Here is a 24,280-nt window from a genome sequence, read left to right as displayed (position 1 = left end):
TAAGTTTGATGCCGTTTTTTTATAGCCTTTTTTGCTATATTTGTTTTTAAACAAAAAACAAAGTTTATGTATAATTTTCTACAAAAATTCCACTCTGGTTGGGCGTACTTAGCATTGCTTCTTTTACTTGTTGCAGTGGTTAACGCAATTCTCGGAGTAACATCAAAAAAAGAGTTTACTGCTAAAGATCGTAAAATCGCTTTATTTGCCTTAATTGGAACTCATACTCAGTTATTAATTGGTTTAATCTTATATTTTGTTTCTCCTCTTGGAAAAGCCGCTTTTGGACAAATGTCTAATGCAGAATTAAGATTAACATCATTAGAACACCCTCTAATTAATATTATCGCTATCGTCCTAATTACAATTGGATGGTCTAAACATAAAAAACTAATCAATAGTGAAGCTAAATTTAAAACCTTTGCTATTTTTTACGGATTAGGATTACTGCTTATTTTAAGTAGAATTCCTTGGAACCTTTGGTTCTAAAAAAATACCAATTAAAGCCCTCCTACAGGGCTTTTTTTATCTCGGCATATTATTTGTACAAACTCCCCCCAAGTCTGAAAAAGAATAACCCATGAGAAATAAAAAAACCATTTTATTCGCCACAATTGCTCTAACGTTACTTAGCGGCTTTACCTATGTGATAAGCCAAACCAAACCTACAACAGAACCTAAAATTGTTCAAGACACTGTTAAAAATGTAAAACCAACTATTGTTCCCTTACCAGAGGACTCAGTTTTTACAGATAAAGGTTTAAAACTTAGACCATACAAGAAAAACGCTCATGCATCCTACTACGCAGATCGTTTTAACGGAAAAAGAACCGCTAACGGAAGCAGATTCAACAACAACAGTTACACTGCTGCCCACAAAAAACTTCCTTTTGGAACTAGGGTAAAAGTAACAAATGAAGCCAATGGCAAATTCGTTATCGTAAAAATTACAGATCGCGGACCTTTTGTAAAAACCCGCGAAATCGATTTGTCTAAAAGAGCTTTTATGGACATCACAAAAAGCAAAGGTGCCGGAGCAATGAAGGTTACCATTGAAACCATAGTAGAATAAAAAAATCCCGCTTAAAGCGGGATTTTTATTTTAAACCAATTTTCTTAGCGCCATTGCGATTCCGCTATGAAGTCCTTCATGATAATTATTAAAATCTAAAGCACCTTGGACATGACGAAGCGTGAATCCGATGCTTGTAGTATATTCATGGTAATCAACAAAAAGACCACTTTCAAAATCATTTTTTGTTTTTTCTAATGTTGTCGAAAGCAATGTTCTAATTTCGTCGACCTCAGCCTGAGAAACATCTCCTTCAGGTTTGGTTCCCTTTCTGTATTTGTTAATGAAATCTTCAGAAACCATTGTTGGAAGACCTGATAATTTATAAACCAAAACCTGTTGCGAAGAAATACAATGGCCTATATTCCAAATAATATTATTGTTAAAACCATCTGGAATTTTGTTTAATTGTTCTAATGAATGACCATCTAAAATTTTCAAAAGAATTTCTCTAATCGTTTTTTGTACATCAAAAACTGAACTCATAATTTTATTTTTTTTCTAAAATTAGGCATTTTTAAGTTTCAAATGAATTTTCTTTGTATTCTAATAAAATTCAAAAATCATGAACAAAATATATTATTTATCATCTTGCGATACTTGCAGAAAAATCATTAAAAGTTTACCCGAAAACAATTTAGTTTTTCAAGACATAAGACAAGATCCTATTACAGAAGATCAGCTTGAAGAAATGTACAACCTTTCAGGAAGTTATGAAGCGTTATTCAGTAAAAAAGCTCAATTATACAAATCAATGGACTTAAAAAACAAGTCTTTAACTGAGGCTGATTTTAAAAAATATATTTTAGAACATTATACTTTCTTAAGTCGCCCAGTTTTTATCATTGACGGAAAAATTTACATTGGCAACAGCCAAAAAAATGTAGCAGAAGTCATAAATGCTCTAACGTAAGAATAACCGTAAATTTTGACCTACAAAACTGATTCACAATTTACAACACAAGGCATCAAACTTTTAATTATCTTTGCGCCTTTATACTCAATTATATGATACAATCTATGACAGGGTTTGGCAAAGCTTCTTTGCAATTGCCTACAAAAAAAATTACCGTTGAAGTAAAATCCCTAAACAGTAAAGGTTTAGATTTGAATGTAAGAATGCCATCGCTTTATCGCGAAATGGAACTTGGATTACGAACTCAGATTTCGACTAAATTAGAAAGAGGAAAAATTGATTTTGCGATTTACATCGAAAATACCGCAGAACAAACTTCAACTAAAGTAAATGTGCCTGTCGTAAAATATTATATCACACAGTTAAAAGAAGTTAATCCTGATGCAGATGAAACTGAATTAATGAAAATGGCGGTTCGTATGCCAGATACATTAAAAACAGAACGTGAAGAAATTGACGAAGATGACTGGGATCAAATTCAGGTTATTATAGATGAAGCGCTTCAAAACATCTTAAGTTTTAGAAAAGACGAAGGCGAATCTCTTGAAAAAGAATTCAATTTACGAATTGGAAATATTCGCCAATTTATGAACGATACGCTGGCGTTAGATCCAGAACGTGTTCAAGCTATTAAAGATCGTTTGCAAACGGCAATTTCAGAACTGCAAGTTAATGTAGACGAAAACCGTTTTGAACAAGAATTAATCTATTATTTAGAAAAATTAGATATCACAGAAGAAAAAGTGCGTTTAGGAAATCATTTAGATTACTTTTTAGAAACTTTAAATGGTTCTGAAGCTAACGGACGAAAACTTGGCTTTATCACTCAAGAAATGGGACGTGAAATCAATACAATGGGATCTAAATCGAACCATGCTCAAATGCAGAAATTGGTCGTAATGATGAAAGATGAATTGGAGAAGATTAAGGAACAAGTATTGAACGTTCTTTAAATTAAAAAATCCTTTATTGATCTTTTTAAGCATGAAAACTATTTTTAAAATCATAGAGAAAGTTTTCCTGCTAATTTGCATAACGATTCTCGCAGATCGCTCTAACTTCCCTCCTAAAGAATTTACTCTTATAGGAAAATGGAAAGAAATAGAATCAAGTGGTAGTGATGTAAACAAGCTGTTTCAAATCAGTATAGAAGATGGAAATGAAATAACTTTTGAGAAAGGAAATATTGCAATAGATAAATTAAAGAATAAAGGCACTTATGAAACTTTTGGAGATAATCTTCATATCTCCTTTCCAAAAGAAGAATACTATTACATCATCAATCGTCATAAAACTGACCCTGAAAAAATGTATTTAACACCAGCAGATGAATATTATAGCATTCTTTGTGATGAAGGTTGCGCTTTTTTATACAAAAAAATACAATAAACAATTTCAATATAAATAAAATATTGAGTTAAGGCTTAAGCTCAAAAGCCTAAAATAAAAGCACATATAATGAACAAAGGAAAATTAATTGTTTTTTCGGCACCTTCAGGCTCAGGAAAAACAACTATCGTAAAACATTTATTAGGACAAGAAGATTTAAATCTTGAATTTTCTATTTCGGCAGCATCGCGCGCACCACGAGGTGAAGAAGTACACGGAAAAGATTATTATTTCATTTCGTTGGAAGAATTCAAAAAGCACATTAAAGCAGAAGATTTCTTAGAATGGGAAGAAGTTTACCGTGATAACTTCTACGGTACTTTAAAATCGGAAATTGAAAGAATCTGGGCTTTAGGGAAAAATGTCATTTTTGACATTGACGTAGTTGGTGGTCTTCGTATTAAACATAAATTTCCAGAAGAAACTCTTGCTGTTTTTGTTAAACCTCCAAGTGTTGACGAATTAAAACGCCGATTAAAACAACGTTCTACAGAAAGCGAAGACAAAATCAATATGCGTATTGCAAAAGCTTCTGTAGAATTGGCAACTGCTCCTCAATTTGACGTAATCATCAAAAACTATGATTTACCAGTTGCCCTTGAAGAAGCGCATCAACTGGTTAAGGATTTTATTTCTAAAAAGTGATTAGTGAATAGTAATTAGTCATTAGCTTAAAAAACAAGTATGATAAAGTCTTATAAAGATTTACTGGTTTGGCAAAAAGGAGTTAAAATAGTTTCTTTAGTTTACCAGTTAGTAAAATCATTTCCTCAAGAAGAATTATATGCTTTAACAAGTCAGTTAAAAAGAGCTTCCGTTTCAATTCCCTCAAATATAGCAGAAGGTTATGGCAGGAATACAGATAAATCTTTTAGCCATTTTTTAAACATATCAAGAGGTTCTTTGTTCGAAATCGAGACTCAATTATTAATTGCTAATGACCTTGGTTTTATAACCAATCAAACTCTTTATGCAGAAATTTTAAATCAAATTGAGGAAGAATCAAAAATGATTAATGCCTTTTCAAAAACACTAAAAGACTAATCACTCTTTACTAATCACTAGTTACTACAACTATGAAAATAGGTCTTTATTTCGGAACATATAATCCTATACACGTTGGTCATTTAATCATTGCCAATCATATGGCAGAATATGCTGGTTTAGATCAGATTTGGATGGTTGTTACACCTCATAATCCGTTAAAAAAGAAAGCGACTTTATTAGACGACCAACAGCGCTTGCAAATGGTTTTTCTGGCAACAGAAGATTATCCGAAAATAAAACCGTCTGACATTGAATTTAAATTACCTCAGCCGAGTTATACCGTTATCACACTCGCTCATTTACAAGAGAAATATCCAAATCATGAGTTTTCATTGATTATGGGCGAAGACAACTTGAAAACGCTTCATAAATGGAGGAACTATGAAGTAATCCTCGAAAATCATGATATTTATGTGTATCCAAGAATTTCTGACGAACCAGAAAATGTCGAATTAAAATCGCATCCAAAAATTCATGTAATCGATGCGCCAATTGTAGAAATCTCTTCGACTTTTATTCGAAATAATATTAAAGAAGGTAAAAATATTCAGCCTTTATTGCCTCCAAAGGTTTGGGAATATATTGATCATAATAATTTTTATAAGAAGTAAATGCTTTTTTCTGCTTCGATTTTTATTCCTGAAAAAACTAAATTCTTCAATTTAACCCTATCAGAGAAATTATCTTATTTTTCTCTAGGAGCAATGATGTTTTATGCTTTAACACTTGTAATAATTGAATATTTTGTTGGTTATCAACTATCTCAATATTTCTACTATCCATTACCTGTGATTTTACTACCACATCTTGCGGGATTATTCATTAGATTTACAGAATTCGAAAATCTAAATGGCTGTTTTGAAGGAACAATTTCATTACAGGAAGATTTCTTAATGATAAATGAAATTGAATATAAATATACAGAATTAGAGAATTTAGTAATTTATGGAAACTCATTTTCTGGAGAAAAAACACAAAACTATAGATTCGGTCCAATGTATGGGAATGGCATCCAAAATCTAATTTCATTTACTCATAACGGAATTAAAATTGAAAAACATTTTCAATTAAATTCAGAACGCCATCTTGATGAATTGCAAAATGCTTTAATTCATATTATTACTGAGGAAAAAATTCCTTTCAAAAAAGAATATCTAAATTTTATCAATGAAGAACATCGTTCCTATATTCTTTTCGAATTTTTAATTGGAAAATTAATACGAGAAAAGCAAATTAGCAACAAAGAAGGTCTTAGTTTAATAAAATTTAATTCAAACAAAGATGCTCAGGAATTTAAAGCAAAATATTGCAGTTAAATTTTTGAATTGCCTCCAGTTTTAACTGGAGGTTTTTTATTTTCAACAATACATGGCTTTAGCCAAAATACAATGTTTGGCTAAAGCCGATATTGGGATATTTCTTTTAACCTCCAGTTAAAACTGGAGGCAATTCATTCCAACCATACACAATCTTGTCATTTCGACGAAGGAGAAATCTTCGTTAGAAACTCTACAAAGATTGATTTACTATATGGAGTTACTTGTGAAGATTTCTCCTTCGTCGAAATGACAAACAGAACGTAAAAAAATCAAATCACAAAAAAAGCCTGAATTTTAAATTCAGGCTTTCATTTTATAACTAAACTTCAACGCTTACTTCGCTTTTTACTCTTGTTCTGATTTCACTCAGCGATTGATCAACCAAAAGTTTTCCATCTCTGAAAACTTCTTTCAATTCACCTTGTTTTTCTTCTTCCCAAGAAACATTATCAGTTAAATGATACTTGCCATCGATTAAATCGATTTTCATTAATCCTTTAGCCGATTTTTTAGTTCCGTCATCTGTAATTGGATCTTTGAAGATCGCTCTTCCTTCTCCGTTTACTTCTCCGTAAGTTGCTTTCATCGCAAATCCGAACGTATCTCTCGTGTTATATTGATAAGTGAAAGATCCTATTCCTAAAACAACATTGGTAGAAGCAAATCCTTTTTCTTTTAATCTTTCGCAGATTTGAGTTGCTCTTGCTACCGTAATACTATCTCCGTAAATAGCTCCAATTTGCGGAACTAATTCTTTGAAACCTTTAGTATTTGTAGTTCCTCCAAAAACATCCCAAAGCAATTCGATAACACCTTTTTTCTCTTGTTCCGTTTTTCCGTTTGGATTTCCGCAGATAATATCTACTGGGTCACCGCTATCAGGACGAATTACGACTTTACCTTCTCTTGAAACAATTTCTTCTTTTAATCTCGGAAGATAATCTGTTAAAACTTTCCATAAATCCCAAGTATCAGAAACGATAGAAACAATTCCTTTTGGATACACTTCTGTGATTAATCTTTTGAAAGTTTCGTACTCGCCTTCTGTTGTTCCCATACACATAACAGAATGTTCTGTTGCTGCTACTGAACCTGCAACAAGTTCCTGATCTGAATTGGCATTGTAATATTCTTCTAAGAAATCAATTGCAGGAATTGTGTCAGATCCTGTAAAACTCAATAAATGTCCAGCTGCAGAAGTTAGAGCCGCTTCTATTCCGCCCATTCCTCTCATTGAGAAATCGTGTGCTTGCCAGTCTACAAATTCTGGAACAGAAGACGTTTCTACTGCATATTTGTCTAATACTTTTCTATATTCTTTTGCAATTGTAGCTGAATTACAAGGCAACCAAACTACTGCAGAAAGTAACGTTTCGAAATAATTCGTCAACCAGAAAAACTCTGGAATTGTATTGTACATCGTAAACATTGGAACTCGCAACGGAACACTCGCACCTTCTGGCAAAGCTTTAAATACCATCGGAATATATCCTAAATCGTGCAAATCTTCGATATGTTTAATTCCAACTTGGTTTTCGCCCAAATAATTATTGATTCTGCGAGCGTATTTTTTAACTACTTCTTCTTTTGATTTTTTGAAAAAATACTCTTCGAAGTCATGAATAATATATTTTTTGATGAAGTACTGCAATCCGAAAAAGATCACTTCATCAACTGTTTCAATTCTTGATTTTCTTGGTGTCCAGTTAGAATATACAATTGTCGTTCCGTCTGGGTATTGTCTTCTGTGGTCAACTTTGTAACCGTCGGTTAATAGTAATGGGTTCATATTTTTTTTATTTATATTTAATAGACAATCGATCTGTCAAATCTTTTATATCTTTTACTCTAGCTAAATTATTAATCCATTTTTGAGGGATATTTTCAAGTCCGAAATAAATTCCTGACAATCCTCCCGCAATTGCACCTGTTGTATCTGTGTCTTGCCCTAAATTGACTGCTTTTAAAACAGTTTCTTTATAAGAATCCGTATTCAGAAAACACCAAAAGCTTGCTTCTAAACTATGAAGCACATAACCCGAAGAATGTATTTCGTTTTCATTATACTTAGAAATATCATTTTTTAAAATTCTATCAAACAATCCTATTTCAACAGAATTAAAACTTTTATCTTTCAAAAACTGAGAAAGAACGAACTGCATATCTTTATAAGCTTCGAATTTATCTTTGTCTTTAAGAATTTCCAAACAATATATTACGTAAATAAAACAAGCAAATACCAATCTGAAATGTGCGTGCGTAATAGACGAAACTTCTTTTACTTTTTGGTAAATAACTTCAATATCATTTTCTTTTTGAAGATAAAAAACCAATGGCAAAATACGCATTAATGAACCATTTCCGTTATCGCTTTCAGAAAATCCTCCACATAAATCAGGCTGATGTCCTTTAGCAATATTAAGAATTGCATTTCTAGTTGCGATTCCAATATCAAAAACTTGTCCGTGTGGTGTCCACAAATCTGCAGAATACCATTTTACAAAATTCTTAGCAATATCATTTAAATCATAACCTGCACACAAACTTTCTGCTAAACAAAAAGCAAGAGAACTATCGTCGCTCCAGGTTCCTATTGGCTGATGATGTGTTCCAAAACCAAACATTTCAGTAACTGGATTTTCTTTTAAATAAGCTCTGGATTGAAATTCGACTGGAACGCCCAATGCATCACCAACCGCTAATCCAAATAAACCAGATTCTATTGTGTTTTTCATTTTTTACTTATTTCTTCCTTTTTCGTTAGGATAAAATGTCTGTACGACATCGCTCTGCCAAAATTCTTTCGTTTCAACTTCTATGCAGGTTAATTTTCCATAAAAACCTGCTCCAGTATCAATATTCCAAACATTACATCCTTGCATCGGGATTTCGACATCATAATGAAGTGTCGGTGTGTGACCGATATAAATTTCATTAAAAAGCAGTAATCGTTTTGGATAAGAAAGCGAATCTTTCTGAATTCTTTTATCCATCGTCAAAGCCATTTCCCACAATGTTCTATCCCATGAATAATTGGTTTTGTAATGTTCTTTGTCTGGACCGTGCATCGATGAAAAACCAGCGTGAATGAACAAATTGTTATTTTCGTCTACAAAATAATCTTTCATCGAGCTAAAAAAAAGACGATGCTTTTCTTTTTCTGAAAGATCAATATTGGCATAACTTTCAATAGTCGATTTTCCTCCGTGCAAGAACCAAATATCATTTATAACATCCTTTTCTAACCATTCTTGACACCAGGCATCATGGTTTCCTTTTATAAAAATGCATTCTTGTTTTTGGGATAATTCAATAAGAAAATCAATTAATTGTTTCGATTCGCTCCAGCCATCAACATAATCTCCCAGAAAAACAAATCGGTCATTTTCTGAACAATCAATTCTTTCTAATAACTGAATTAAAGCTTTTAATCCGCCGTGAATATCTCCAAAAACTAAGGTTCTTTTCATGATTAACTAAACTTGTTATTCAGAGCTACATCCAGTTTTATGAGAAAATCTTTTCCGAATTTATCATTTTCCAACTCTTCATATAGAAACAAAGGCAATGTCTTCTCACAATTTTGCTTCTGACTTAAAATTGCCATAGACAATGCTGCAACTGTATCAGTGTCTCCACCATAACTAATTCCTGTTTTTAAGCAATCTTTCATAGAAACAACTTCAGAAACCATTTTAATTACAGCTTGCGTGGTTGGATATCCATGCATATCAATTGGAGAAGTAATTCTATAATTTTCATTCTCCCTTAAAGCCTCGTTTAAAAAATCTATCAAAGTAGATCCATCACCAAGATTATATTTAAAATAATGAACTGCCAGCGCAATACGTTTAGCACAGCTTATTCCTTCAACTGTATTATGTGAAGTTTTCGCCTGAATCTCACAGAACTCGAGTATTTGTTTGATATCTTTAAGATGTCCAATTGAATATGCTCTCATGGCAGAGCCATTTCCACTGCTTCCATTATCGATTATTTTGATAAAATCGGAGCCATTTTTACTGGCATCTAAAGCATTGTAAACTCGGTCTGAATAACCGCGTCTTTTATCTCTATGAAATACCTCAACAAACTTATCTGCTACTTTAATCTCATTCCAATTATCATCTTCTAAAAGCAATTCTGAAATCGCAATTGCCATTTGAGTATCATCGGTATATTTTTTGTAAATCTCTGTATACATTCCGTGTTTATCATACTGAGTCAGATTGTTGTTTTTAGAAATAAAATCTAAATCTCTAAATTCAAAACCCGCACCGTATGCATCGCCTATTGCTGCTTCTAAAATCATAATTGTTACTTTTGATTATTTAAGATTTGAATTCGATATACTTTGCTGGAACTTCATCTGTAAGCCAAACATTGTTTTCAGACAAATAAAATTTAAATCCGTCTCTGTGCATTGCTCCGCTTCTAACGGTTAAAATTTGCGGAACACCTCTTCTACTTCCCACTTTTGTTGCGGTTTCTTTGTCTTTGGAAAGATGTACATGCTGACGGCTCATTTTTTTCAAGCCCTCTTTCTGAATGTTTTCCATGAATTTTCCAACAGTTCCGTGATACAGATATTCTAAAGGTTCTGTTTCTGCTAAATTCAATTCAACTGAAATCGAATGTCCCTGACTTGCACGGATTCTGGTTTTATCTTCGTTATAAGCAAAACGCTTTTTATCGTTATTTTCTACTACGTAATCTAAAAGTTCAGCATCGAGACGATTCCCTTTTTTAGTACATTTTTCTATTAATTCGTCAACATCTGCCCAACCATTTTCGTCTAGTTTTAATCCGATTTTTTCTGGCGAATGTCTGAGCACCAAGCTCAAAAACTTGCTGACACTCTTTGCTATTTGTTCATTCATTACCTATGATATGTTCCTATTGAACATCTTTTTTTTTATAATTTCTAATTATTTTAATTCATCCCGAACTTCCATCAAAGCAAAACCTAAAAGATTCAATCCTTTCCAAGCTTTCGGATTTAAAACATCTTTGTGGTCACTTGCCATTCCGATTCCCCAAATTGGATCTACGGGACTTGCCTCAACAATAACTCGTTCTTTAGTGTTTAGTAAGAAAGTTTTCAAATCAGCATTTTGACTGAATTTGTGATAGTTTCCTTCTTTTACGATTTCATATCGGTTTTCTAACCAGACTTTGTCATCATAATTTCTCACTTCACGACCTAGTTTCTTAGCTTCTGCAGGAGAATCGGCTTCAAGGATTTTTTCTAAAATTTCCTGATCTTGAAACAATTCTGCTTTTTTGGCCATCATCCAGTGTTCGGCAGTTTTATAAGTAACTTTATCTACTTTAAAAGAACTTAACCACCACTGACTGAAACAGGTTTTGGTAATTTTTCCGCTTTTATCGGGTTGATGTCCCCAGAAAAATAAAAACTTACTTTCCGGAACTACATCTCCTATATTGTATTTCATATTAATTGATCTAATTTGATTTGAACAACGCTTTGGTCTTCAAAATCTTTTACTGAATTGGTTGTGAAAATTTTATCGAAACAATCTAAAACTTCAAAACCTTTATTGAAAATTCCGTGGCTTACCGCTAAGTATAATTTGCCTGCATTTTTATTTTTTAATTCTTCAGCTAATCCTACGAAAGTTCCTCCTCCGTCGCAGATATCATCTACAATTAAACAATCCATTCCTTCCAAATCATCTTCGTAAACTTTAAAACCAGATAATTTTCCCGTTTTTACATCACGACTTTTACTGCATTCTACCACTTCAACACCGCCTAAAAACTCAGAAACTTTGTAGATTTTTTTCAAAGCCCCGCCATCTGGAGAAATTAGTTTTACATTATTTCCGATATTTTCTAGAACTTCTTTGATAAAAGTATAGTTCGGAATCACAGTACTATTATTCAATAAAGCTGGAGTAACTTCTGAATGCGCATCAAAAACAAAAACTTTTTTCAATTGCATTGCATTAATAATATCTGCATACACTTTTACAGATAAAGGCTCGCCAGGAATCATAACACGATCTTGTCTTGCAGCTGGAAAATACGGAATAAAAAGATCGATGATTTTAACATCCATTCTGCGTAAAGCATCAACTGTAATGCACAATAATCCTAAATCGTTGAATGAATTTAATCTATGCGTAATTGTTATTTTCTGATTACGATCAAAATCTGGATTGATTTTAATGTGTGGTTCTCCTCCAGAGAAAGTAAAACTTTGAAATTTAATTTCTTCCTGATTTTGAAATGGAGTGAATTTTGGGTCGAGATTTAGTATCATAGTTTTTTAGTTTGCGTTAATTATACGCAAATGTAGAATTTAATTTTAAATAAACAATTTATTTTGTGTAAAAATTACGCAAACTTTATTTCGAAGTGAAAGCCTTTTTTAATTAACTCGTTATATTTCAACTTATTAAACTTAAAAAGTTTTGCCGGACGGCCCGTTTTTATTGGTGAAAATTTTTCTGTTTCTTCTAAAATACCATAACTAAGTATTTTCTTTCTGAAGTTTCTTCGATCAATTTCTTTTTCTAAAAGGGTGCAATAAAGGTTTTCAAGATCTGAAAATAAAAACTCTTCTGGAAGTAAATCAAAACCAATTGGTTCGTAAGTCAATTTTGCTTTTAATCTCTCAATACCTTTTTCTAAAATCAAATTATGATCGAATGCCAGAGGCGGAATTTCATCTATTTTAAACCATTGTACTCTTTCTGCATCTGTGTCGGCTTTGATTTCTAAATTTGAAGCATCGACCAAAGCATAATACGCAACCGAAATAACTCGGTTTCTAGAATCTCTGTGAATATCATCTCCAAAAGTGTACAATTGTTCCATAAAAGTTAATTGCACATTGGTTTCTTCATGCAATTCACGAATAACGGCATCGTTTAATGATTCTTCATCTTTAACCAAACCGCCTGGCAAAGCCCAATATTTTTCGGAAGAGCCAAATTGCTGTTCAATCAATAAAACACACAAACCACTGCTTTTGTAACCAAAAACAATAGCATCTACAGCAATTCTAATATTTTGCAATTTTTCCATATTTAAAAATCCTATCAAACAAATATAAAGAAAGAGAGCCAATTTTGTGATCAAATGCACAAGCATAAATCACATAATTGACTCTCTGATATTTTTTTTCTTTCTGTTCTTCTCTACTCTATTGTAACAGTTCGTTTTGGGCTTGAAGTACATTCTGATCCATCTTTTTTAATTGTTACTTCGGCTGTTGCTGTGTATTCTCCAGCAGCTGCATAAGTATGAGTAACCGTTGTTCCTGTTCCTGTTGTTCCGTCACCAAAATTCCATTTTACAGAACTTAGAGTTCCTGTTCCAGAATATTCAACAGAATAATTCATCAATTTCGGGTTTGTAGCATCTGTAGAATTATGCAATTTGATATAAACTGCTTCGGCCAAACAATCTACCACATCTTCAGCATCACTCTTGCTACACGAATTACCAGTAAATAAGGTTGTAAATAAGATTAAAAACATTGCAATTCTTTTCATAACTGATATTTTTAAATTAACACCTTAAATATATAGAATTTTTACTACAATCTATTACCGAAAAACAGTTTTAATTCTTTTGAAATCGTCTCAAAAAACGAGTTCGTATTGCTATTTTTTGCAGTCAATAAATACACAAATTGTTCTGGTACATGAAAACTATTCCATACCAATTGCAGTTTATTCTCTTTTATCAATTTTCTTGCATTACAATTCCAAGTTATCGCTACTCCTTCATTCTTAGACAATAATCTCAGCATTTCAGATTCTGAAGGAATAATATAATTTGGCACCATAGATGGTCTTTTTTTATTAAAGGCATGAAGCCAGAATAATTTTATATGCGGAATTCGTGCATCATGGCTATACCATTTTTGCTCATTCAGCCATTGTTCGATTTCTGTATAATTGTCTGCTTTTAATTTGTGACGGAAATCGGTAATATCTAAACTAGTTGGCGCAACCATTATCAGTTTGATTTTTCCAACCACTTCATATTTGGTATCGAAAGTTTCATAACCTTTCGTGACAATTGCAAAATCAAGTTTTTTAGAATCTACTAATTCAAATAAAGCGTCGTTTTCGGCGAAAGTAAAATCGATCAATTCGAACTTTGAAATCAAAAGATTACCAATACAACTAAAAAGATGCTGCGAAACACCAACAGAAATTAATCGATTTGCATCTTCTGCTTTAGTTCTAAAACTAGTTTCTACATTTTCAAGTCTTTCTAACGCATCTATTATCAGATTATTCAGTAACTTAGCGTATTCGGTCGGCTCTACTCCTTTGGATTTCCGATTAAACAATTTATTTCCCACGTGTGCTTCAAGCATTGATATCTGCTGACTAACCGCAGGCTGGCTCATAAATAATTCCTTCGCAGCCACTGAAAAATTACCGTTTTTGTAAACTGCCTTAAAAGTTCTGTACCATTCTAGATTTACCATGTCATAAATTTATTTATAACAAACATAGTTTATTTTATTTTTACTGATATCACTTTAGCCGTAAATTTGTTCAAAATTTAAAATTATGAAAAAAATAGCACTATTCGCAATAACTGCATTTACAGCTGTAAGCATTTCTGCTGAAGCTCAAAAATCTAACAAAAAGAGTATGAAAAAGGTATTATTTGTTGTTACCAGTAATGATAAACTGGGCAATACAGGAGAAAAAACAGGATTTTGGTCAGAAGAATTTGCTGCACCTTACTATGAATTATTAGATCAAGGCGTTGAAATTACAATTGCATCTCCGCTTGGAGGTCAGCCGCCAATTGATCCAAAAAGTGCCGATCCAGCTTCAGCTACTGAAGACACAAAACGTTTTGACGCTGATAAGGTTTTACAGGAAAAGCTAAAAAATACTTTGAAGCTTTCTACAGTTAACCAAAAAGATTACGACGCTGTATTTTATCCAGGAGGTCACGGTCCGCTTTGGGATTTAGTTGAAGATAAAAGTTCAATCGCTTTAATCGAATCTTTTTACACGCACAATAAACCAGTAGCTTTTGTTTGTCACGCACCTGCTGTTTTGAAAAACGTAAAAGTAAAAGGGGAATATTTAGTAAAAGGTAAAAAAGTAACTGGTTTTACAAATGAAGAAGAAGAAGCAGTTGGTTTAACTAAAGTAGTTCCATTTTTATTGGAAGATGCTTTGGCATCAAATGGAGGAATTTTTTCTAAAGGTCCAAACTGGCAACCGTATGCAGTTGAAGACGGACTTTTAATTACAGGACAAAATCCAGCTTCATCTAAATTGGTAGCTGGCAAGTTGTTACTAGAGCTTAATGGTAAAAAATAATTATAGTTTATTTTGAAAGAAACTAAAGTACAATACTACAATCAATTTAAGAAAACATTAGAAGATTGTGAATCTGAATTTTTAATAAATGAAGAATCTTCATTATTTAAGATGTTGGATTTATATGAAAAACTTCATGAAACAAATTATCATGACCTTTCTGATAGTATAGAGCTTTGGATTTCCGAATATCCTAAAAAAACATTATTGGAATATATTAGATTGAAACAATATCCAAATTACGTAAGAATAATCGAAATCTTGGAAAACAATAATCTATGATTCTTTCAATATTATAGATCATCAAAATTAATATAAACAAATGCTGAGATTCTAAGATCAAGTTAAAAAAACTTAATCTCTTAGAATCTTAGCATCTTAGAAACTCTAAAAAAAATCATGCTCAACTTTGAATTATACAATCCGACTAATTTAGTTTTCGGAAAAGGACAAATTGAAAAACTTTCGACTTTAGTTCCAAAAGACGCAAAAGTGCTTTTGGCTTATGGAGGCGGAAGTATATTTAAAAACGGAATTTACGATCAAGTAATCAATAATCTTAAAGGTTTTGAAATTGTAGAATTTGGCGGAATTGAACCAAATCCGAGATTTGAAACTTTAATGAAAGCTGTTGATGTGATCAAAGCTGAAAAAATCGACTTTATTTTGGCTGTTGGTGGCGGATCTGTAATTGATGGCGTGAAATTTATTTCGGGCGCTGTTCATTATGAAGGAAATCCGATTGACATTTTGCAGAAACGTATTTTGATTAAAGAAAATGCAATGCCATTTGGAACTGTTTTAACGCTACCGGCAACAGGAAGTGAAATGAATTCTGGATATGTGGTAACAATTGAAGCAACTCAAGAAAAATTATCTTCTGGCGGAAGCGCTTTATTTCCTCAATTTTCAATCTGTGATCCGACAGTAATTTCGTCTTTACCAAAAAGACAAATCGAAAATGGTGTTGTAGATGCTTACACACACGTTATGGAACAATATTTAACGTATCCAACTGATGCTTTTCTTCAAGATAGAATTGCCGAAGGTGTTCTTCAGACTTTAATTGAAGTTGGTCCTGGAATCGTAGAAAACCCAACTGATTACACTTTGGCTTCTAATTTTATGTGGAGCTGTACAATGGCTTTAAACGGATTAATCCAAAAAGGTGTTCCAAGTGATTGGGCAACTCACATGATTGGTCACGAATTGACAGCGCTTTACGAAATTGATCACGCAAGAACTTTGGCGATTATTGGCCCAAGTTTATACCATGTAATGTTTGAAACTAAAAAAGCAAAACTAGCGCAATACGGAAGAAGAATCTTTAACTTAACTGGTTCTGACGAAGAAGTGGCGAAAGAAGCGATCAACAAAACCGTAGAATTTTTCCATAAAATGGGAATGGACACGAAACTTTCTCAATATACAAAGGAATATTCAAATACAGCAGATTTTATCGTAAATCGTTTTGAAGAAAGAGGCTGGAAAGGTTTAGGAGAAAATCAATTAGTGACTTTAGATAAAGTAAGATCAATTGTTGAACTTTCATATTAATCGGAGTATTCAGCGACATTACCGTTTTGCATATAACTGAAAACTGGCACTGTGACTGAAAACTAAAAATAAAAAAGGCGTTCTTAATAAATTTAGGAACGCCTTTTCAAAATACTAAAACAAAACTAACTAACTCAATTTTTTCTAAATTCATTAAAATTCTAATTTATAAAATGTTATAACGCACAACGATTTATTTTATTGTACAGCATTTAAAAAAACATTTTTAAACTTAAACATCTTGAAAGTCATTGCTATTAAAGTGTCTTTTCAAAATTTCTTAAATCAGGTTTTGCTTTATTAGCACATTATTAAGTACTTTTGTTTTAAATTATTAAAATAATGAGCGAAAATTTAAAATTTGCAGTGATTGGTGGTGGAAGCTGGGCAACGGCAATTGCAAAAATGTTATGTGTAAATCTTTCTGAAATTTCGTGGTACATGCGCAATGATGCCGCTATCGAGCATATCGAGAAATTCAAACACAATCCGAACTACTTAAGTTCTGTTGAATTTGATACCAAAAAACTCAAATTAACCAACAATATAAACGAAGCGATAGAATATGCAGATTATATCATTTTTGCAATTCCATCTGCTTTCTTAGATGCCGAATTAAAAAACATGACGGTTTCTTTATCAGATAAAATTATTTTTTCTGCTATTAAAGGAATTGTTCCTGAAACTAGTTTAATTGTTGGAGAACATTTCCATATTCAATACGACATTCCATATTACAATATTGGAGTAATTACAGGTCCGTGCCATGCAGAAGAAGTTGCCTTAGAAAGACTTTCCTACTTGACAATTGCTTGCGGTGATCCTGATAAAGCTAAAACTGTAGCTAAAACACTTTCTGGAAATTATATCAAAGCCAAAATCTCAGACGATATTATCGGTACTGAATATGCTGCAATGCTAAAAAACATTTACTCTATCGCTGCCGGAATTGCTCATGGTTTAGGTTATGGCGACAACTTCCAATCCGTTTTAATGAGTAACGCGATTCGTGAAATGAAGAAATTCATTCGAAAAGTGCATAAAATGAAACGTAACATCAATGATTCAGCTTATTTGGGCGATTTATTGGTTACTGGATATTCTGTTTTCTCTAGAAATAGAATGTTCGGAAATATGATTGGAAAAGGTTACACCGTAAAAAGTGCCATGATGGAAATGAGTATGGTTGCCGAAGGTTATTACGCAACAAAAAGTGCCTATAAACTAAATCAAGGTTACGGAGCGAAAACGCCAATTATAGACGCTGTTTATGCTGTTTTATACGAAGGAAAAGATGCTAAAACGGTTTTCAAGAAATTGACTGAATCTTTGGATTAAGTATTCAGTGGTCAGTTTTTAGTGATCAGTTACAATAAAATAAAAAGTCCGAAAAAATATTTTTTCGGACTTTTTTATTTTAACGCTTAATTTCAATTTTAAACTGAATACTGCGACTGCGACTGAAAACTATTTCACCATAATTCCTTCAACAAACAAAATCGGCACTTCTTCCGTTTTATTTTCGTCAAGAGAATTGGCTTTAAAAATGAACTTCTTATCGTACAAAGTATTTCCAATGAAGAAAGTCACCATGAATTCGTTGTTAAGTGCTAAAAGGCTTTTTTCTACCAATTCTATTTTTACAACAGAGACAGAAGGAACCTCAACAAAAGCATGACGCAGAATTGACGTTTTTTTCATTTCGCCGTCAATAGTTCCAAAAGCTTTCGAAACCACCATTACGCTGTCTAAATTAAAATCGCTGTCATTAACTAAATAAGCGTACCATACTTTTTCCATAAAATCGTCGCTCCATTCCTGCACTGCGGCAAGAAATACGTTTTCGACTTCTGGAATTATTATATCTTTTTTCATAATCTAGTAATTAGTAAAAAGTAAATAGTGATTAGAAAGAAAACTTCTCACTAATCACTATTTACTAATAACTTTATTTTTAAATATTTGCTTTGAACTGCTCTAAGAAACGAACATCGTTTTCATAGAACATACGGATATCGCCAATTTGGTATAAAAGCATTGCAATTCGCTCTACTCCCATTCCGAAAGCGAAACCATTATACTCTTCAGGATTGATGTCGCAGTTTTTAAGAACATTTGGATCTACCATTCCGCAGCCACCAATTTCTAACCAACCTGTTCCTTTTGTGATACGGTAATCAGTTTCTGTTTTTAATCCCCAATAGATATCAATCTCAGCACTTGGTTCTGTAAATGGGAAATATGATGGACGAAGACGAATCTTAGATTTTCCAAACATTTCTTTAGTGAAATAAAGCAAAGTCTGTTTTAAATCGGCAAAAGAAACATCTTTATCAATGTATAATCCTTCCACTTGATGGAAAATACAGTGCGAACGAGATGAAATCGCTTCGTTACGGAAAACACGTCCTGGAGAAATCGTACGGATTGGCGGTTTATGATTTTCCATATAACGCACCTGAACCGATGATGTATGCGTACGCAATAAAACATCTGGATTTGTCTGAATAAAAAATGTATCCTGCATATCACGCGCTGGGTGATATTCTGGTAAATTCAATGCCGTAAAGTTATGCCAGTCGTCTTCGATTTCTGGACCTTCAGATACGTTGAATCCGATATTAGCAAAAATATCTATAATCTGATTTTTAACGATAGAAATAGGATGGCGAGAACCAATAATTACTGGTTCTGCTGAACGTGTTAAATCACCAAAAACGCCTTTAGATTCCTCTTTGCTTTCAAGTTCTTCCTGAATAACTCTTACTTTCTCTTCAGCAACGGCTTTTAAAGTATTGATTACTTGTCCAAAATCCTTTTTTTGGTCGTTTGGAATATTTTTAAATTCGGTAAAAAGTTCTTTCAACAAACCTTTACTTCCTAAATATTTAATACGGAATTGTTCTAACGATTCTTTATTTTTCTCATTAAAGGCTTTAGCTTCCTCTATATGCTGTTTAATCTTATCTATCATTTTCCTTCGATAATTGAGAGTACAAATTTAGTGTTTTTAGTTGAAAGTGTGCGGTCACCGTCGCAGTTTTAGGTTTTCTGTAAATTATTTTATCAGATTTAACTTTTCTTCAACTTGTTTAATCTTTACATGCCAATAATCTAAACCTTTCTGATTGGTTACTATTTCCTTTTTGTAATTAGAAGAAATACTGCTTAGTTTATTCCAATTTTTATTTAAATCCCGTTCTTTTTCTTGTTTATTCGTTGGTTCGATTCTAGTGCGCCAAAAGCCCATATTTTCAAGATATCTTTTTTTTATCCCTTCAAAATATTCCACTAATTTTTCTTTAGAATTCGGAATATAGCCTGGCCCACTGCAACTGCAGGAGTGAAATGTAATACCTACAGAAAACAAACTTTTAATATGTTCCCACTTTTTGACATCGTCTTTTTTAGGTGATTCAAAATCTAGTCCCATATTTGCCATAAATTCTCCGCATTGCGGGCATTTGGCTTCAAAAACCGATGTTTCTCCTTTTTTCACATCAACCATCAATCTTCTTTTAAAGGTCTTTCGACAATTAAAACAAGCATAATGAGGCTTATAAGATATCATTGCGTATCTGCACATTTTCTTTAGTTTTCAGTATTCAGTCGCAGTCGCAGTCCAAACTGTAAACTGAGACTTCGACTGTAAACTAGACTCTAATCGATAAGTTTTCGTTCTAAAAAATAATTTACAATCGCTTCTTTCATTAAAACCGATTGTTCACCAGCTTTTAGCGGTGGCAAATTTTCTTTTACTTTGTAATGAGGCCAGCCTTCATCGTCGAAATATTCGAATTCGTAAAATCCGTATGGTTCTAGCAACCGGCAGATTGCAATGTGCATTAAATTCAGTTTTTCGTCTTTCTTGTATTCACGGTGCACTTTTCCGTATTCCTGAACTCCGATTAGGTAAATTATGGCATCCAAATCTAAGTCTTCGCCTTGCGAAAACTGATTGGAAAGTATATCAACGAGCTTTTCCCATCGCTCTTTTAATTGTGTATCTCTAGACATTTAATTTATGTTTTTTGATTGTAGATCTTAGATTGCTGATTTAAAAATCTATTCTGAAGGGGGCAGAATCGCAATCTATACTCTAAATTTTGATTTGCAAAGATACATAGTTCAATACATTGCACCTAAAAAAATAAACGTATACCAAAGAGCATTACAAAAAACCTCTGAACCTTCGCCTCTCTGAACCTCTGAACCTAAAAAAAATCTATATTTGCGCCTCATTAAACACCAAAACAAAACATGAGTTTTTTTGATATTATCGTAGGTGCACTTTTGTGTTACAGTTTATACAAAGGCATTAAAAACGGACTTTTTGTAGAAGTTGCTTCTTTCATTTCATTGTTATTAGGAATTTATCTTGCGATAAAATTTTCTTCATTAATGACCGAAATGATTTCAAAGCATGTTTCTTGGAATCCTACAAATATTCAAATAACGGCTTTTATCTTAACTTTTATTCTAGTTGTGATAGGCGTATATTTCTTAGCCAAAATTCTAACAGGAATTGCCGATTTTGCCATGTTAGGCTGGATAAACAAACTCGGTGGTGGCTTCTTTAGGATTTTAAAAACCATTCTAATTCTGAGTATTTTTATTGCTTTGTTCGAAAAGATAAACTTCAATAATACATTCGCAAAAAAAGAAACTTTAGACAATTACATTTTTTATAATCCGGTAAAAAAAGTTGCTGCTTTTGTGTATCCTTCCATCGAAAAATGGTACGAGACTTTTAAAAAAGAACATTCTGAGAAACCAGAAGAAGAACAAACTGCAGACAAGGAATAATTCATTTTGTCAGGCTGAGCGAAGTCGAAGCCTCTTGTTTTCAAATCAACAAACCCGACAGGTTTTTGAAACCTGTCGGGTTTGTTATTAAAAAGCCTCAGCGAGGCGATATATTTATAGAAATTAAAAAGTACGATCCCAAAGCGAGCTCCAGCGGAGCGACATATATTTCGCTCCGCTGGAGCTTTATATTGTAAATGTTCATTATTTCCTATAAATATTTCGCTTCTCCGAAGCTTGCCTAAAAACACAAAACCCGAGAGGTTATAAAAACCTGACGGGTTTACTATTCGTTTGTCAGGCTGAGCGAAGTCGAAGCCCTTATATGCAAAATGAGCCTTCGACTACGCTCAGGATGACATTCATTTTCATAATTATTTAGAACTTTACTTCTAATTTTTCTCCTTTTTTCAAAACAATCTCTTGTTTTTTATCGCCAAAAATCAAAGTTGTTTTCCCTCCATTTTTAGAAGAAACAATTACTTTTTCTGTTTTTTTATTATTCCACGTCATTTCAATTTCAAATCCGCCGCGAGCGCAAATTCCTTTCACTGAACCTTCTGCCCAGGCATCTGGCAAAGCAGGTAATAATCGAATTTCATTTTCATCTGACTGAACTAACATTTCTGCAACCGCAGCTGCGCCTCCAAAATTACCATCAATTTGAAATGGCGGATGCGCATCAAATAAATTCGGATACGTTCCTCCTCCTCTTCTTGGTTTGTCTGTTTTCTTTCCGTCAGGATCTACGTAGCGCAGTAATTCACGATACATTTTATAAGAGCGATTTCCGTCCCAAAGTCTCGCCCAAAGATTGATTCTCCATCCTTTTGACCAACCAGTGGTTTCGTCGCCTTTTATTTCTAATGTCTTCTTTGAAGCTTCCGCTAAATCAGGAGTTTTTAAAGGTGTAATATGATCACCAGGGAAAAGTCCGAATAAATGTGATTGATGACGGTGTTTTGGATCATTATCTTCCCAATCAAAATACCATTCCTGTAAATTTCCTTTTTTACCAATTTGATACGGATGCAGTTTTAAAAGTGCTGTTTCCAATTCTTTTCTGAAACCAGCATCCGTATTCAGCACTTTTGAAGCTTTTATGGTTTTATCAAAACATTCGCGAATCATGGCTAAATCGGCAGTTCCACCATAAAGTGTTGCGCCCACAAAACCATCTGCCAGTTTATATTGATTTTCTGGTGAAGTCGATGGCGAAGTGATTAGGTTTCCGTTTTTATCCGCGACAAGCCAGCCTAAACAAAATTCGGCTGCGCCTTTCATTAACGGATAACCTTCTTTTTTCAAATAAGCTAAATCTTGTGTAAAAGTATAATGTTCCCAAATATGTGTACTCAACCACGCTTGCGCCATTGGCCAGCACGCCCACATAGGATCTTCTTTTCCGAATTGTCCAACCGGATTAGTCATTGCCCAAATATCTGAATTATGAGCCGCCGCCCAGCCTTTATCTACTCCGTAAAAAGTTTTGGCTGTAACTTTTCCTGTTACCGAAAGGTTTTTAATAAAACTCAAAAGTGACGAATGCATTTCGGAAAGATTGGTGTTTTCTGCCAGCCAGTAATTTTCTTCCAGATTGATATTCATCGTATAATTACTGCTCCAAGGCGGACTTAAATGCGGATTCCAAAGTCCTTGTAAATTGGCAGGAACGCCCAAAGTTCTTGACGAACTGATTAATAAATAGCGTCCGAAATTGAAATATAGAATTTCGAGATTTTTATCTTCGCTTCCATCTGCGTAACGTAATAAACGTTCGTCTGTTGGCAAATCTGGAGCGGTTGTTTTTCCTAAATCTAAATTGACACGATTGAAGAATTTTTGATAATCGGTAATGTGAGATTCTTTTAATTTATCGAATGCTTTTGCGTAGGCGTTATTCAGATTCTGCAAAGCAATTGAAACATCGTCTAAACCTTCTGATGCTGGATTTTTGTCAAAACCATTAAAGCTTGTTGCGACAGAAACAAAGATTATCGCTTCTGTAGCATCTTTTAAAGTCAACGTTTCTCTAGAACTTGTAATCGTCCCATCAGTTTTTTTAATTTGGACTAAACCAGTAAATTTCGTTCCTCTATCTTTTAAATTCAGATATTTTGGCAAAACATTATATCCTGCATTTTCATGAATTGGTGCAGAACCTCTCAATATCAAAATATTGTTTCGGACTTCGACATTTGATTGTAAAAGGCTTTTCAAATTGATATCAAAGTTTAAAGCTCCTTTTTGATCGGCTGTTAATTTGATAATCATAACCTTATCTGGAGCCGACACAAAATATTCTCGTGTATATTTTATTCCCGCCATTTCGTAGCTTAATTTTGAAATAGCGTTCGAAAGATCCAATTCACGATGGTAATTTACTGCTTTTCCCTTTTCAGAATTATTGATTTCTAATGTTCCTAAAGGCGCATACGATTCGGAATTTTTCCCCTGAACTTTTTTATTCAGTTCTTCTGCCAGTTTGTAATTTTCATTCTGCAAAGCTTCGCGAATTGCTGGGATGTTTTTATAAGCGTCTGGGCTCATATTAGCATTTACGGGTTCACCTGACCAAAGCGTAATGTCATTCAAATAAATTTTATCTGAATTGGCGCCTCCAAAAACGGTTGCTCCCATTTTTCCGTTTCCTAAAACTAAGCTTTCTTCAAAGAATTCTGCGGGTTGTTTGTACCATAAAACATTCTTGGATTGCGCCGAAATGTTTGTGTAGCAAGACGTGAGAAGTAAGAGGAGAAATGTTTTTTTAATCATATTTGGTTATATTATCCTAACAGGTTTCCAAAACCTGTTAGGTATTTATTTTTTATCTAAACTAATAAAA

The 24,280-nt window shown here is 33.2% G+C and carries 29 protein-coding genes; 13 read left to right on the top strand and 16 right to left on the bottom strand.

Annotated elements, in window-relative coordinates; genetic code table 11:
- Positions 1–66 precede the first annotated feature (66 nt).
- Positions 67–489 carry a hypothetical protein gene (locus V6624_RS11300; protein WP_111287293.1) on the top strand — a complete coding sequence of 141 codons (423 nt, stop codon included), beginning with the start codon at positions 67–69 and terminating at the stop codon, positions 487–489.
- 91 nt (positions 490–580) lie between these two features.
- A complete protein-coding gene (locus V6624_RS11295; protein WP_111287295.1) occupies positions 581–1,072 on the top strand; it encodes a septal ring lytic transglycosylase RlpA family protein in 492 nt (163 codons plus the stop codon).
- 30 nt (positions 1,073–1,102) lie between these two features.
- Here V6624_RS11295 and V6624_RS11290 read toward each other — a convergent pair whose 3' ends face one another.
- Positions 1,103–1,558, bottom strand: a complete 456-nt coding sequence (locus V6624_RS11290; protein WP_111287297.1) for a DinB family protein — start codon at positions 1,556–1,558, stop codon at positions 1,103–1,105.
- A gap of 79 nt (positions 1,559–1,637) precedes the next feature.
- On the opposite strand from V6624_RS11290, the gene V6624_RS11285 reads away from it, so the two are divergent.
- The 7 genes from V6624_RS11285 (at position 1,638) to V6624_RS11255 (ending at position 5,740) form a co-directional block, all read left to right on the top strand.
- Positions 1,638–1,985 carry an arsenate reductase family protein gene (locus V6624_RS11285; RefSeq protein ID WP_111287299.1) on the top strand — a complete coding sequence of 116 codons (348 nt, stop codon included), beginning with the start codon at positions 1,638–1,640 and terminating at the stop codon, positions 1,983–1,985.
- 95 nt (positions 1,986–2,080) lie between these two features.
- Complete coding sequence (locus tag V6624_RS11280; RefSeq protein WP_111287301.1) at positions 2,081–2,941, top strand: YicC/YloC family endoribonuclease; 861 nt, start codon at positions 2,081–2,083, stop codon at positions 2,939–2,941.
- A 31-nt stretch (positions 2,942–2,972) separates the two neighbouring features.
- On the top strand, positions 2,973–3,377 hold the full coding sequence (locus V6624_RS11275; protein WP_111287303.1) for a hypothetical protein: 405 nt from the start codon (positions 2,973–2,975) through the stop codon (positions 3,375–3,377).
- Positions 3,378–3,446: 69 nt separating this feature from the next.
- Positions 3,447–4,022 (top strand): guanylate kinase, encoded by a 576-nt coding sequence (gene gmk, locus V6624_RS11270; RefSeq protein WP_111287305.1) that lies wholly within the window; start codon positions 3,447–3,449, stop codon positions 4,020–4,022.
- Between the two features lie 39 nt (positions 4,023–4,061).
- Complete coding sequence (locus tag V6624_RS11265; RefSeq protein ID WP_111287307.1) at positions 4,062–4,421, top strand: four helix bundle protein; 360 nt, start codon at positions 4,062–4,064, stop codon at positions 4,419–4,421.
- A gap of 32 nt (positions 4,422–4,453) precedes the next feature.
- On the top strand, positions 4,454–5,035 hold the full coding sequence (nadD, locus tag V6624_RS11260; protein WP_111287323.1) for a nicotinate (nicotinamide) nucleotide adenylyltransferase: 582 nt from the start codon (positions 4,454–4,456) through the stop codon (positions 5,033–5,035).
- Positions 5,036–5,740 (top strand): hypothetical protein, encoded by a 705-nt coding sequence (locus V6624_RS11255; RefSeq protein WP_111287325.1) that lies wholly within the window; start codon positions 5,036–5,038, stop codon positions 5,738–5,740.
- Between the two features lie 322 nt (positions 5,741–6,062).
- Here V6624_RS11255 and V6624_RS11250 read toward each other — a convergent pair whose 3' ends face one another.
- The 10 genes from V6624_RS11250 to V6624_RS11205 form a co-directional block, all read right to left on the bottom strand.
- Positions 6,063–7,532, bottom strand: coding sequence for a nicotinate phosphoribosyltransferase (locus V6624_RS11250; protein WP_338841793.1), 1,470 nt, complete (start codon positions 7,530–7,532; stop codon positions 6,063–6,065).
- A 7-nt stretch (positions 7,533–7,539) separates the two neighbouring features.
- Positions 7,540–8,478, bottom strand: coding sequence for an ADP-ribosylglycohydrolase family protein (locus V6624_RS11245; protein ID WP_338841792.1), 939 nt, complete (start codon positions 8,476–8,478; stop codon positions 7,540–7,542).
- A 3-nt stretch (positions 8,479–8,481) separates the two neighbouring features.
- Complete coding sequence (locus tag V6624_RS11240) at positions 8,482–9,213, bottom strand: metallophosphoesterase family protein (RefSeq protein ID WP_338841791.1); 732 nt, start codon at positions 9,211–9,213, stop codon at positions 8,482–8,484.
- Positions 9,214–9,215: 2 nt separating this feature from the next.
- Positions 9,216–10,055 (bottom strand): ADP-ribosylglycohydrolase family protein, encoded by an 840-nt coding sequence (locus tag V6624_RS11235; RefSeq protein WP_338841790.1) that lies wholly within the window; start codon positions 10,053–10,055, stop codon positions 9,216–9,218.
- A 19-nt stretch (positions 10,056–10,074) separates the two neighbouring features.
- The gene (locus tag V6624_RS11230; RefSeq protein WP_338841789.1) at positions 10,075–10,623 is read right to left on the bottom strand and encodes an RNA 2'-phosphotransferase; all 549 of its coding nucleotides are present in this window, start codon (positions 10,621–10,623) and stop codon (positions 10,075–10,077) included.
- A 48-nt stretch (positions 10,624–10,671) separates the two neighbouring features.
- The gene (locus tag V6624_RS11225; protein WP_111287337.1) at positions 10,672–11,199 is read right to left on the bottom strand and encodes an NADAR family protein; all 528 of its coding nucleotides are present in this window, start codon (positions 11,197–11,199) and stop codon (positions 10,672–10,674) included.
- Positions 11,196–12,029, bottom strand: a complete 834-nt coding sequence (prs, locus tag V6624_RS11220) for a ribose-phosphate diphosphokinase (protein ID WP_111287339.1) — start codon at positions 12,027–12,029, stop codon at positions 11,196–11,198. The genes V6624_RS11225 and prs overlap by 4 nt, the downstream gene beginning before the upstream one ends.
- A 74-nt stretch (positions 12,030–12,103) precedes the next feature.
- A complete protein-coding gene (locus V6624_RS11215; protein ID WP_111287341.1) occupies positions 12,104–12,796 on the bottom strand; it encodes an NUDIX hydrolase in 693 nt (230 codons plus the stop codon).
- Positions 12,797–12,909: 113 nt separating this feature from the next.
- Complete coding sequence (locus V6624_RS11210) at positions 12,910–13,266, bottom strand: PKD domain-containing protein (RefSeq protein WP_111287343.1); 357 nt, start codon at positions 13,264–13,266, stop codon at positions 12,910–12,912.
- 44 nt (positions 13,267–13,310) lie between these two features.
- Positions 13,311–14,216 (bottom strand): LysR family transcriptional regulator, encoded by a 906-nt coding sequence (locus V6624_RS11205; RefSeq protein ID WP_111287345.1) that lies wholly within the window; start codon positions 14,214–14,216, stop codon positions 13,311–13,313.
- Between the two features lie 85 nt (positions 14,217–14,301).
- Between V6624_RS11205 and V6624_RS11200 the strand changes: the two genes are divergently transcribed.
- From V6624_RS11200 to V6624_RS11190, 3 genes are all read left to right on the top strand, one after another.
- Positions 14,302–15,072 (top strand): type 1 glutamine amidotransferase domain-containing protein, encoded by a 771-nt coding sequence (locus tag V6624_RS11200; RefSeq protein ID WP_162614964.1) that lies wholly within the window; start codon positions 14,302–14,304, stop codon positions 15,070–15,072.
- A 399-nt stretch (positions 15,073–15,471) separates the two neighbouring features.
- A complete protein-coding gene (locus V6624_RS11195) occupies positions 15,472–16,629 on the top strand; it encodes an iron-containing alcohol dehydrogenase (RefSeq protein ID WP_111287349.1) in 1,158 nt (385 codons plus the stop codon).
- A gap of 342 nt (positions 16,630–16,971) precedes the next feature.
- Positions 16,972–17,967, top strand: a complete 996-nt coding sequence (locus V6624_RS11190; protein ID WP_111287351.1) for an NAD(P)H-dependent glycerol-3-phosphate dehydrogenase — start codon at positions 16,972–16,974, stop codon at positions 17,965–17,967.
- Positions 17,968–18,096: 129 nt separating this feature from the next.
- On the opposite strand, the gene V6624_RS11185 is transcribed toward V6624_RS11190, so the two are convergent.
- The 4 genes from V6624_RS11185 to V6624_RS11170 form a co-directional block, all read right to left on the bottom strand.
- Positions 18,097–18,504, bottom strand: coding sequence for a hypothetical protein (locus tag V6624_RS11185; RefSeq protein WP_111287353.1), 408 nt, complete (start codon positions 18,502–18,504; stop codon positions 18,097–18,099).
- Between the two features lie 79 nt (positions 18,505–18,583).
- The gene (gene pheS / locus V6624_RS11180) at positions 18,584–19,603 is read right to left on the bottom strand and encodes a phenylalanine--tRNA ligase subunit alpha (RefSeq protein WP_111287355.1); all 1,020 of its coding nucleotides are present in this window, start codon (positions 19,601–19,603) and stop codon (positions 18,584–18,586) included.
- An 84-nt stretch (positions 19,604–19,687) separates the two neighbouring features.
- Positions 19,688–20,137, bottom strand: coding sequence for a hypothetical protein (locus tag V6624_RS11175; protein ID WP_239455677.1), 450 nt, complete (start codon positions 20,135–20,137; stop codon positions 19,688–19,690).
- 152 nt (positions 20,138–20,289) lie between these two features.
- Positions 20,290–20,646, bottom strand: a complete 357-nt coding sequence (locus tag V6624_RS11170) for a hypothetical protein (protein ID WP_111287358.1) — start codon at positions 20,644–20,646, stop codon at positions 20,290–20,292.
- A gap of 243 nt (positions 20,647–20,889) precedes the next feature.
- Here V6624_RS11170 and V6624_RS11165 point away from each other — a divergent pair, with 243 nt between their 5' ends.
- Entirely contained in the window at positions 20,890–21,435 is a 546-nt protein-coding gene (locus V6624_RS11165) for a CvpA family protein (protein WP_111287360.1), read from the top strand.
- A 378-nt stretch (positions 21,436–21,813) separates the two neighbouring features.
- Here the strand turns inward: V6624_RS11165 and V6624_RS11160 are convergent, their stop codons facing one another.
- Entirely contained in the window at positions 21,814–24,210 is a 2,397-nt protein-coding gene (locus tag V6624_RS11160; RefSeq protein ID WP_111287362.1) for a glycoside hydrolase family 95 protein, read from the bottom strand.
- Between the last annotated feature and the right edge of the window lie 70 nt (positions 24,211–24,280).

It is taken from the genome of Flavobacterium ginsenosidimutans (assembly GCF_037478105.1).
GTDB lineage: Bacteria > Bacteroidota > Bacteroidia > Flavobacteriales > Flavobacteriaceae > Flavobacterium > Flavobacterium ginsenosidimutans.
This window is presented reverse-complemented; position numbering and strand designations above follow the sequence as displayed.

Excerpts from the sequence above, each read along its gene's own strand:
- V6624_RS11205 (WP_111287345.1), bottom strand. The coding sequence starts at position 14,216 with ATGGTAAATCTAGAATGGTACAGAACTTTTAAGGCAGTTTACAAAAAC.
- V6624_RS11200 (WP_162614964.1), top strand. The coding sequence starts at position 14,302 with ATGAAAAAAATAGCACTATTCGCAATAACTGCATTTACAGCTGTAAGC.
- V6624_RS11245 (WP_338841792.1), bottom strand. The coding sequence starts at position 8,478 with ATGAAAAACACAATAGAATCTGGTTTATTTGGATTAGCGGTTGGTGAT.
- V6624_RS11285 (WP_111287299.1), top strand. The coding sequence starts at position 1,638 with ATGAACAAAATATATTATTTATCATCTTGCGATACTTGCAGAAAAATC.
- V6624_RS11230 (WP_338841789.1), bottom strand. The coding sequence starts at position 10,623 with ATGAATGAACAAATAGCAAAGAGTGTCAGCAAGTTTTTGAGCTTGGTG.
- nadD (WP_111287323.1), top strand. The coding sequence starts at position 4,454 with ATGAAAATAGGTCTTTATTTCGGAACATATAATCCTATACACGTTGGT.
- V6624_RS11300 (WP_111287293.1), top strand. The coding sequence starts at position 67 with ATGTATAATTTTCTACAAAAATTCCACTCTGGTTGGGCGTACTTAGCA.
- V6624_RS11275 (WP_111287303.1), top strand. The coding sequence starts at position 2,973 with ATGAAAACTATTTTTAAAATCATAGAGAAAGTTTTCCTGCTAATTTGC.
- V6624_RS11280 (WP_111287301.1), top strand. The coding sequence starts at position 2,081 with ATGATACAATCTATGACAGGGTTTGGCAAAGCTTCTTTGCAATTGCCT.
- prs (WP_111287339.1), bottom strand. The coding sequence starts at position 12,029 with ATGATACTAAATCTCGACCCAAAATTCACTCCATTTCAAAATCAGGAA.
- V6624_RS11235 (WP_338841790.1), bottom strand. The coding sequence starts at position 10,055 with ATGATTTTAGAAGCAGCAATAGGCGATGCATACGGTGCGGGTTTTGAA.
- V6624_RS11240 (WP_338841791.1), bottom strand. The coding sequence starts at position 9,213 with ATGAAAAGAACCTTAGTTTTTGGAGATATTCACGGCGGATTAAAAGCT.
- V6624_RS11210 (WP_111287343.1), bottom strand. The coding sequence starts at position 13,266 with ATGAAAAGAATTGCAATGTTTTTAATCTTATTTACAACCTTATTTACT.
- V6624_RS11295 (WP_111287295.1), top strand. The coding sequence starts at position 581 with ATGAGAAATAAAAAAACCATTTTATTCGCCACAATTGCTCTAACGTTA.
- V6624_RS11290 (WP_111287297.1), bottom strand. The coding sequence starts at position 1,558 with ATGAGTTCAGTTTTTGATGTACAAAAAACGATTAGAGAAATTCTTTTG.
- V6624_RS11165 (WP_111287360.1), top strand. The coding sequence starts at position 20,890 with ATGAGTTTTTTTGATATTATCGTAGGTGCACTTTTGTGTTACAGTTTA.
- V6624_RS11215 (WP_111287341.1), bottom strand. The coding sequence starts at position 12,796 with ATGGAAAAATTGCAAAATATTAGAATTGCTGTAGATGCTATTGTTTTT.
- V6624_RS11175 (WP_239455677.1), bottom strand. The coding sequence starts at position 20,137 with ATGGTTGATGTGAAAAAAGGAGAAACATCGGTTTTTGAAGCCAAATGC.
- V6624_RS11265 (WP_111287307.1), top strand. The coding sequence starts at position 4,062 with ATGATAAAGTCTTATAAAGATTTACTGGTTTGGCAAAAAGGAGTTAAA.
- V6624_RS11255 (WP_111287325.1), top strand. The coding sequence starts at position 5,036 with ATGCTTTTTTCTGCTTCGATTTTTATTCCTGAAAAAACTAAATTCTTC.
- gmk (WP_111287305.1), top strand. The coding sequence starts at position 3,447 with ATGAACAAAGGAAAATTAATTGTTTTTTCGGCACCTTCAGGCTCAGGA.
- V6624_RS11195 (WP_111287349.1), top strand. The coding sequence starts at position 15,472 with ATGCTCAACTTTGAATTATACAATCCGACTAATTTAGTTTTCGGAAAA.
- V6624_RS11185 (WP_111287353.1), bottom strand. The coding sequence starts at position 18,504 with ATGAAAAAAGATATAATAATTCCAGAAGTCGAAAACGTATTTCTTGCC.
- V6624_RS11190 (WP_111287351.1), top strand. The coding sequence starts at position 16,972 with ATGAGCGAAAATTTAAAATTTGCAGTGATTGGTGGTGGAAGCTGGGCA.
- V6624_RS11160 (WP_111287362.1), bottom strand. The coding sequence starts at position 24,210 with ATGATTAAAAAAACATTTCTCCTCTTACTTCTCACGTCTTGCTACACA.
- V6624_RS11170 (WP_111287358.1), bottom strand. The coding sequence starts at position 20,646 with ATGTCTAGAGATACACAATTAAAAGAGCGATGGGAAAAGCTCGTTGAT.
- V6624_RS11250 (WP_338841793.1), bottom strand. The coding sequence starts at position 7,532 with ATGAACCCATTACTATTAACCGACGGTTACAAAGTTGACCACAGAAGA.
- V6624_RS11225 (WP_111287337.1), bottom strand. The coding sequence starts at position 11,199 with ATGAAATACAATATAGGAGATGTAGTTCCGGAAAGTAAGTTTTTATTT.
- pheS (WP_111287355.1), bottom strand. The coding sequence starts at position 19,603 with ATGATAGATAAGATTAAACAGCATATAGAGGAAGCTAAAGCCTTTAAT.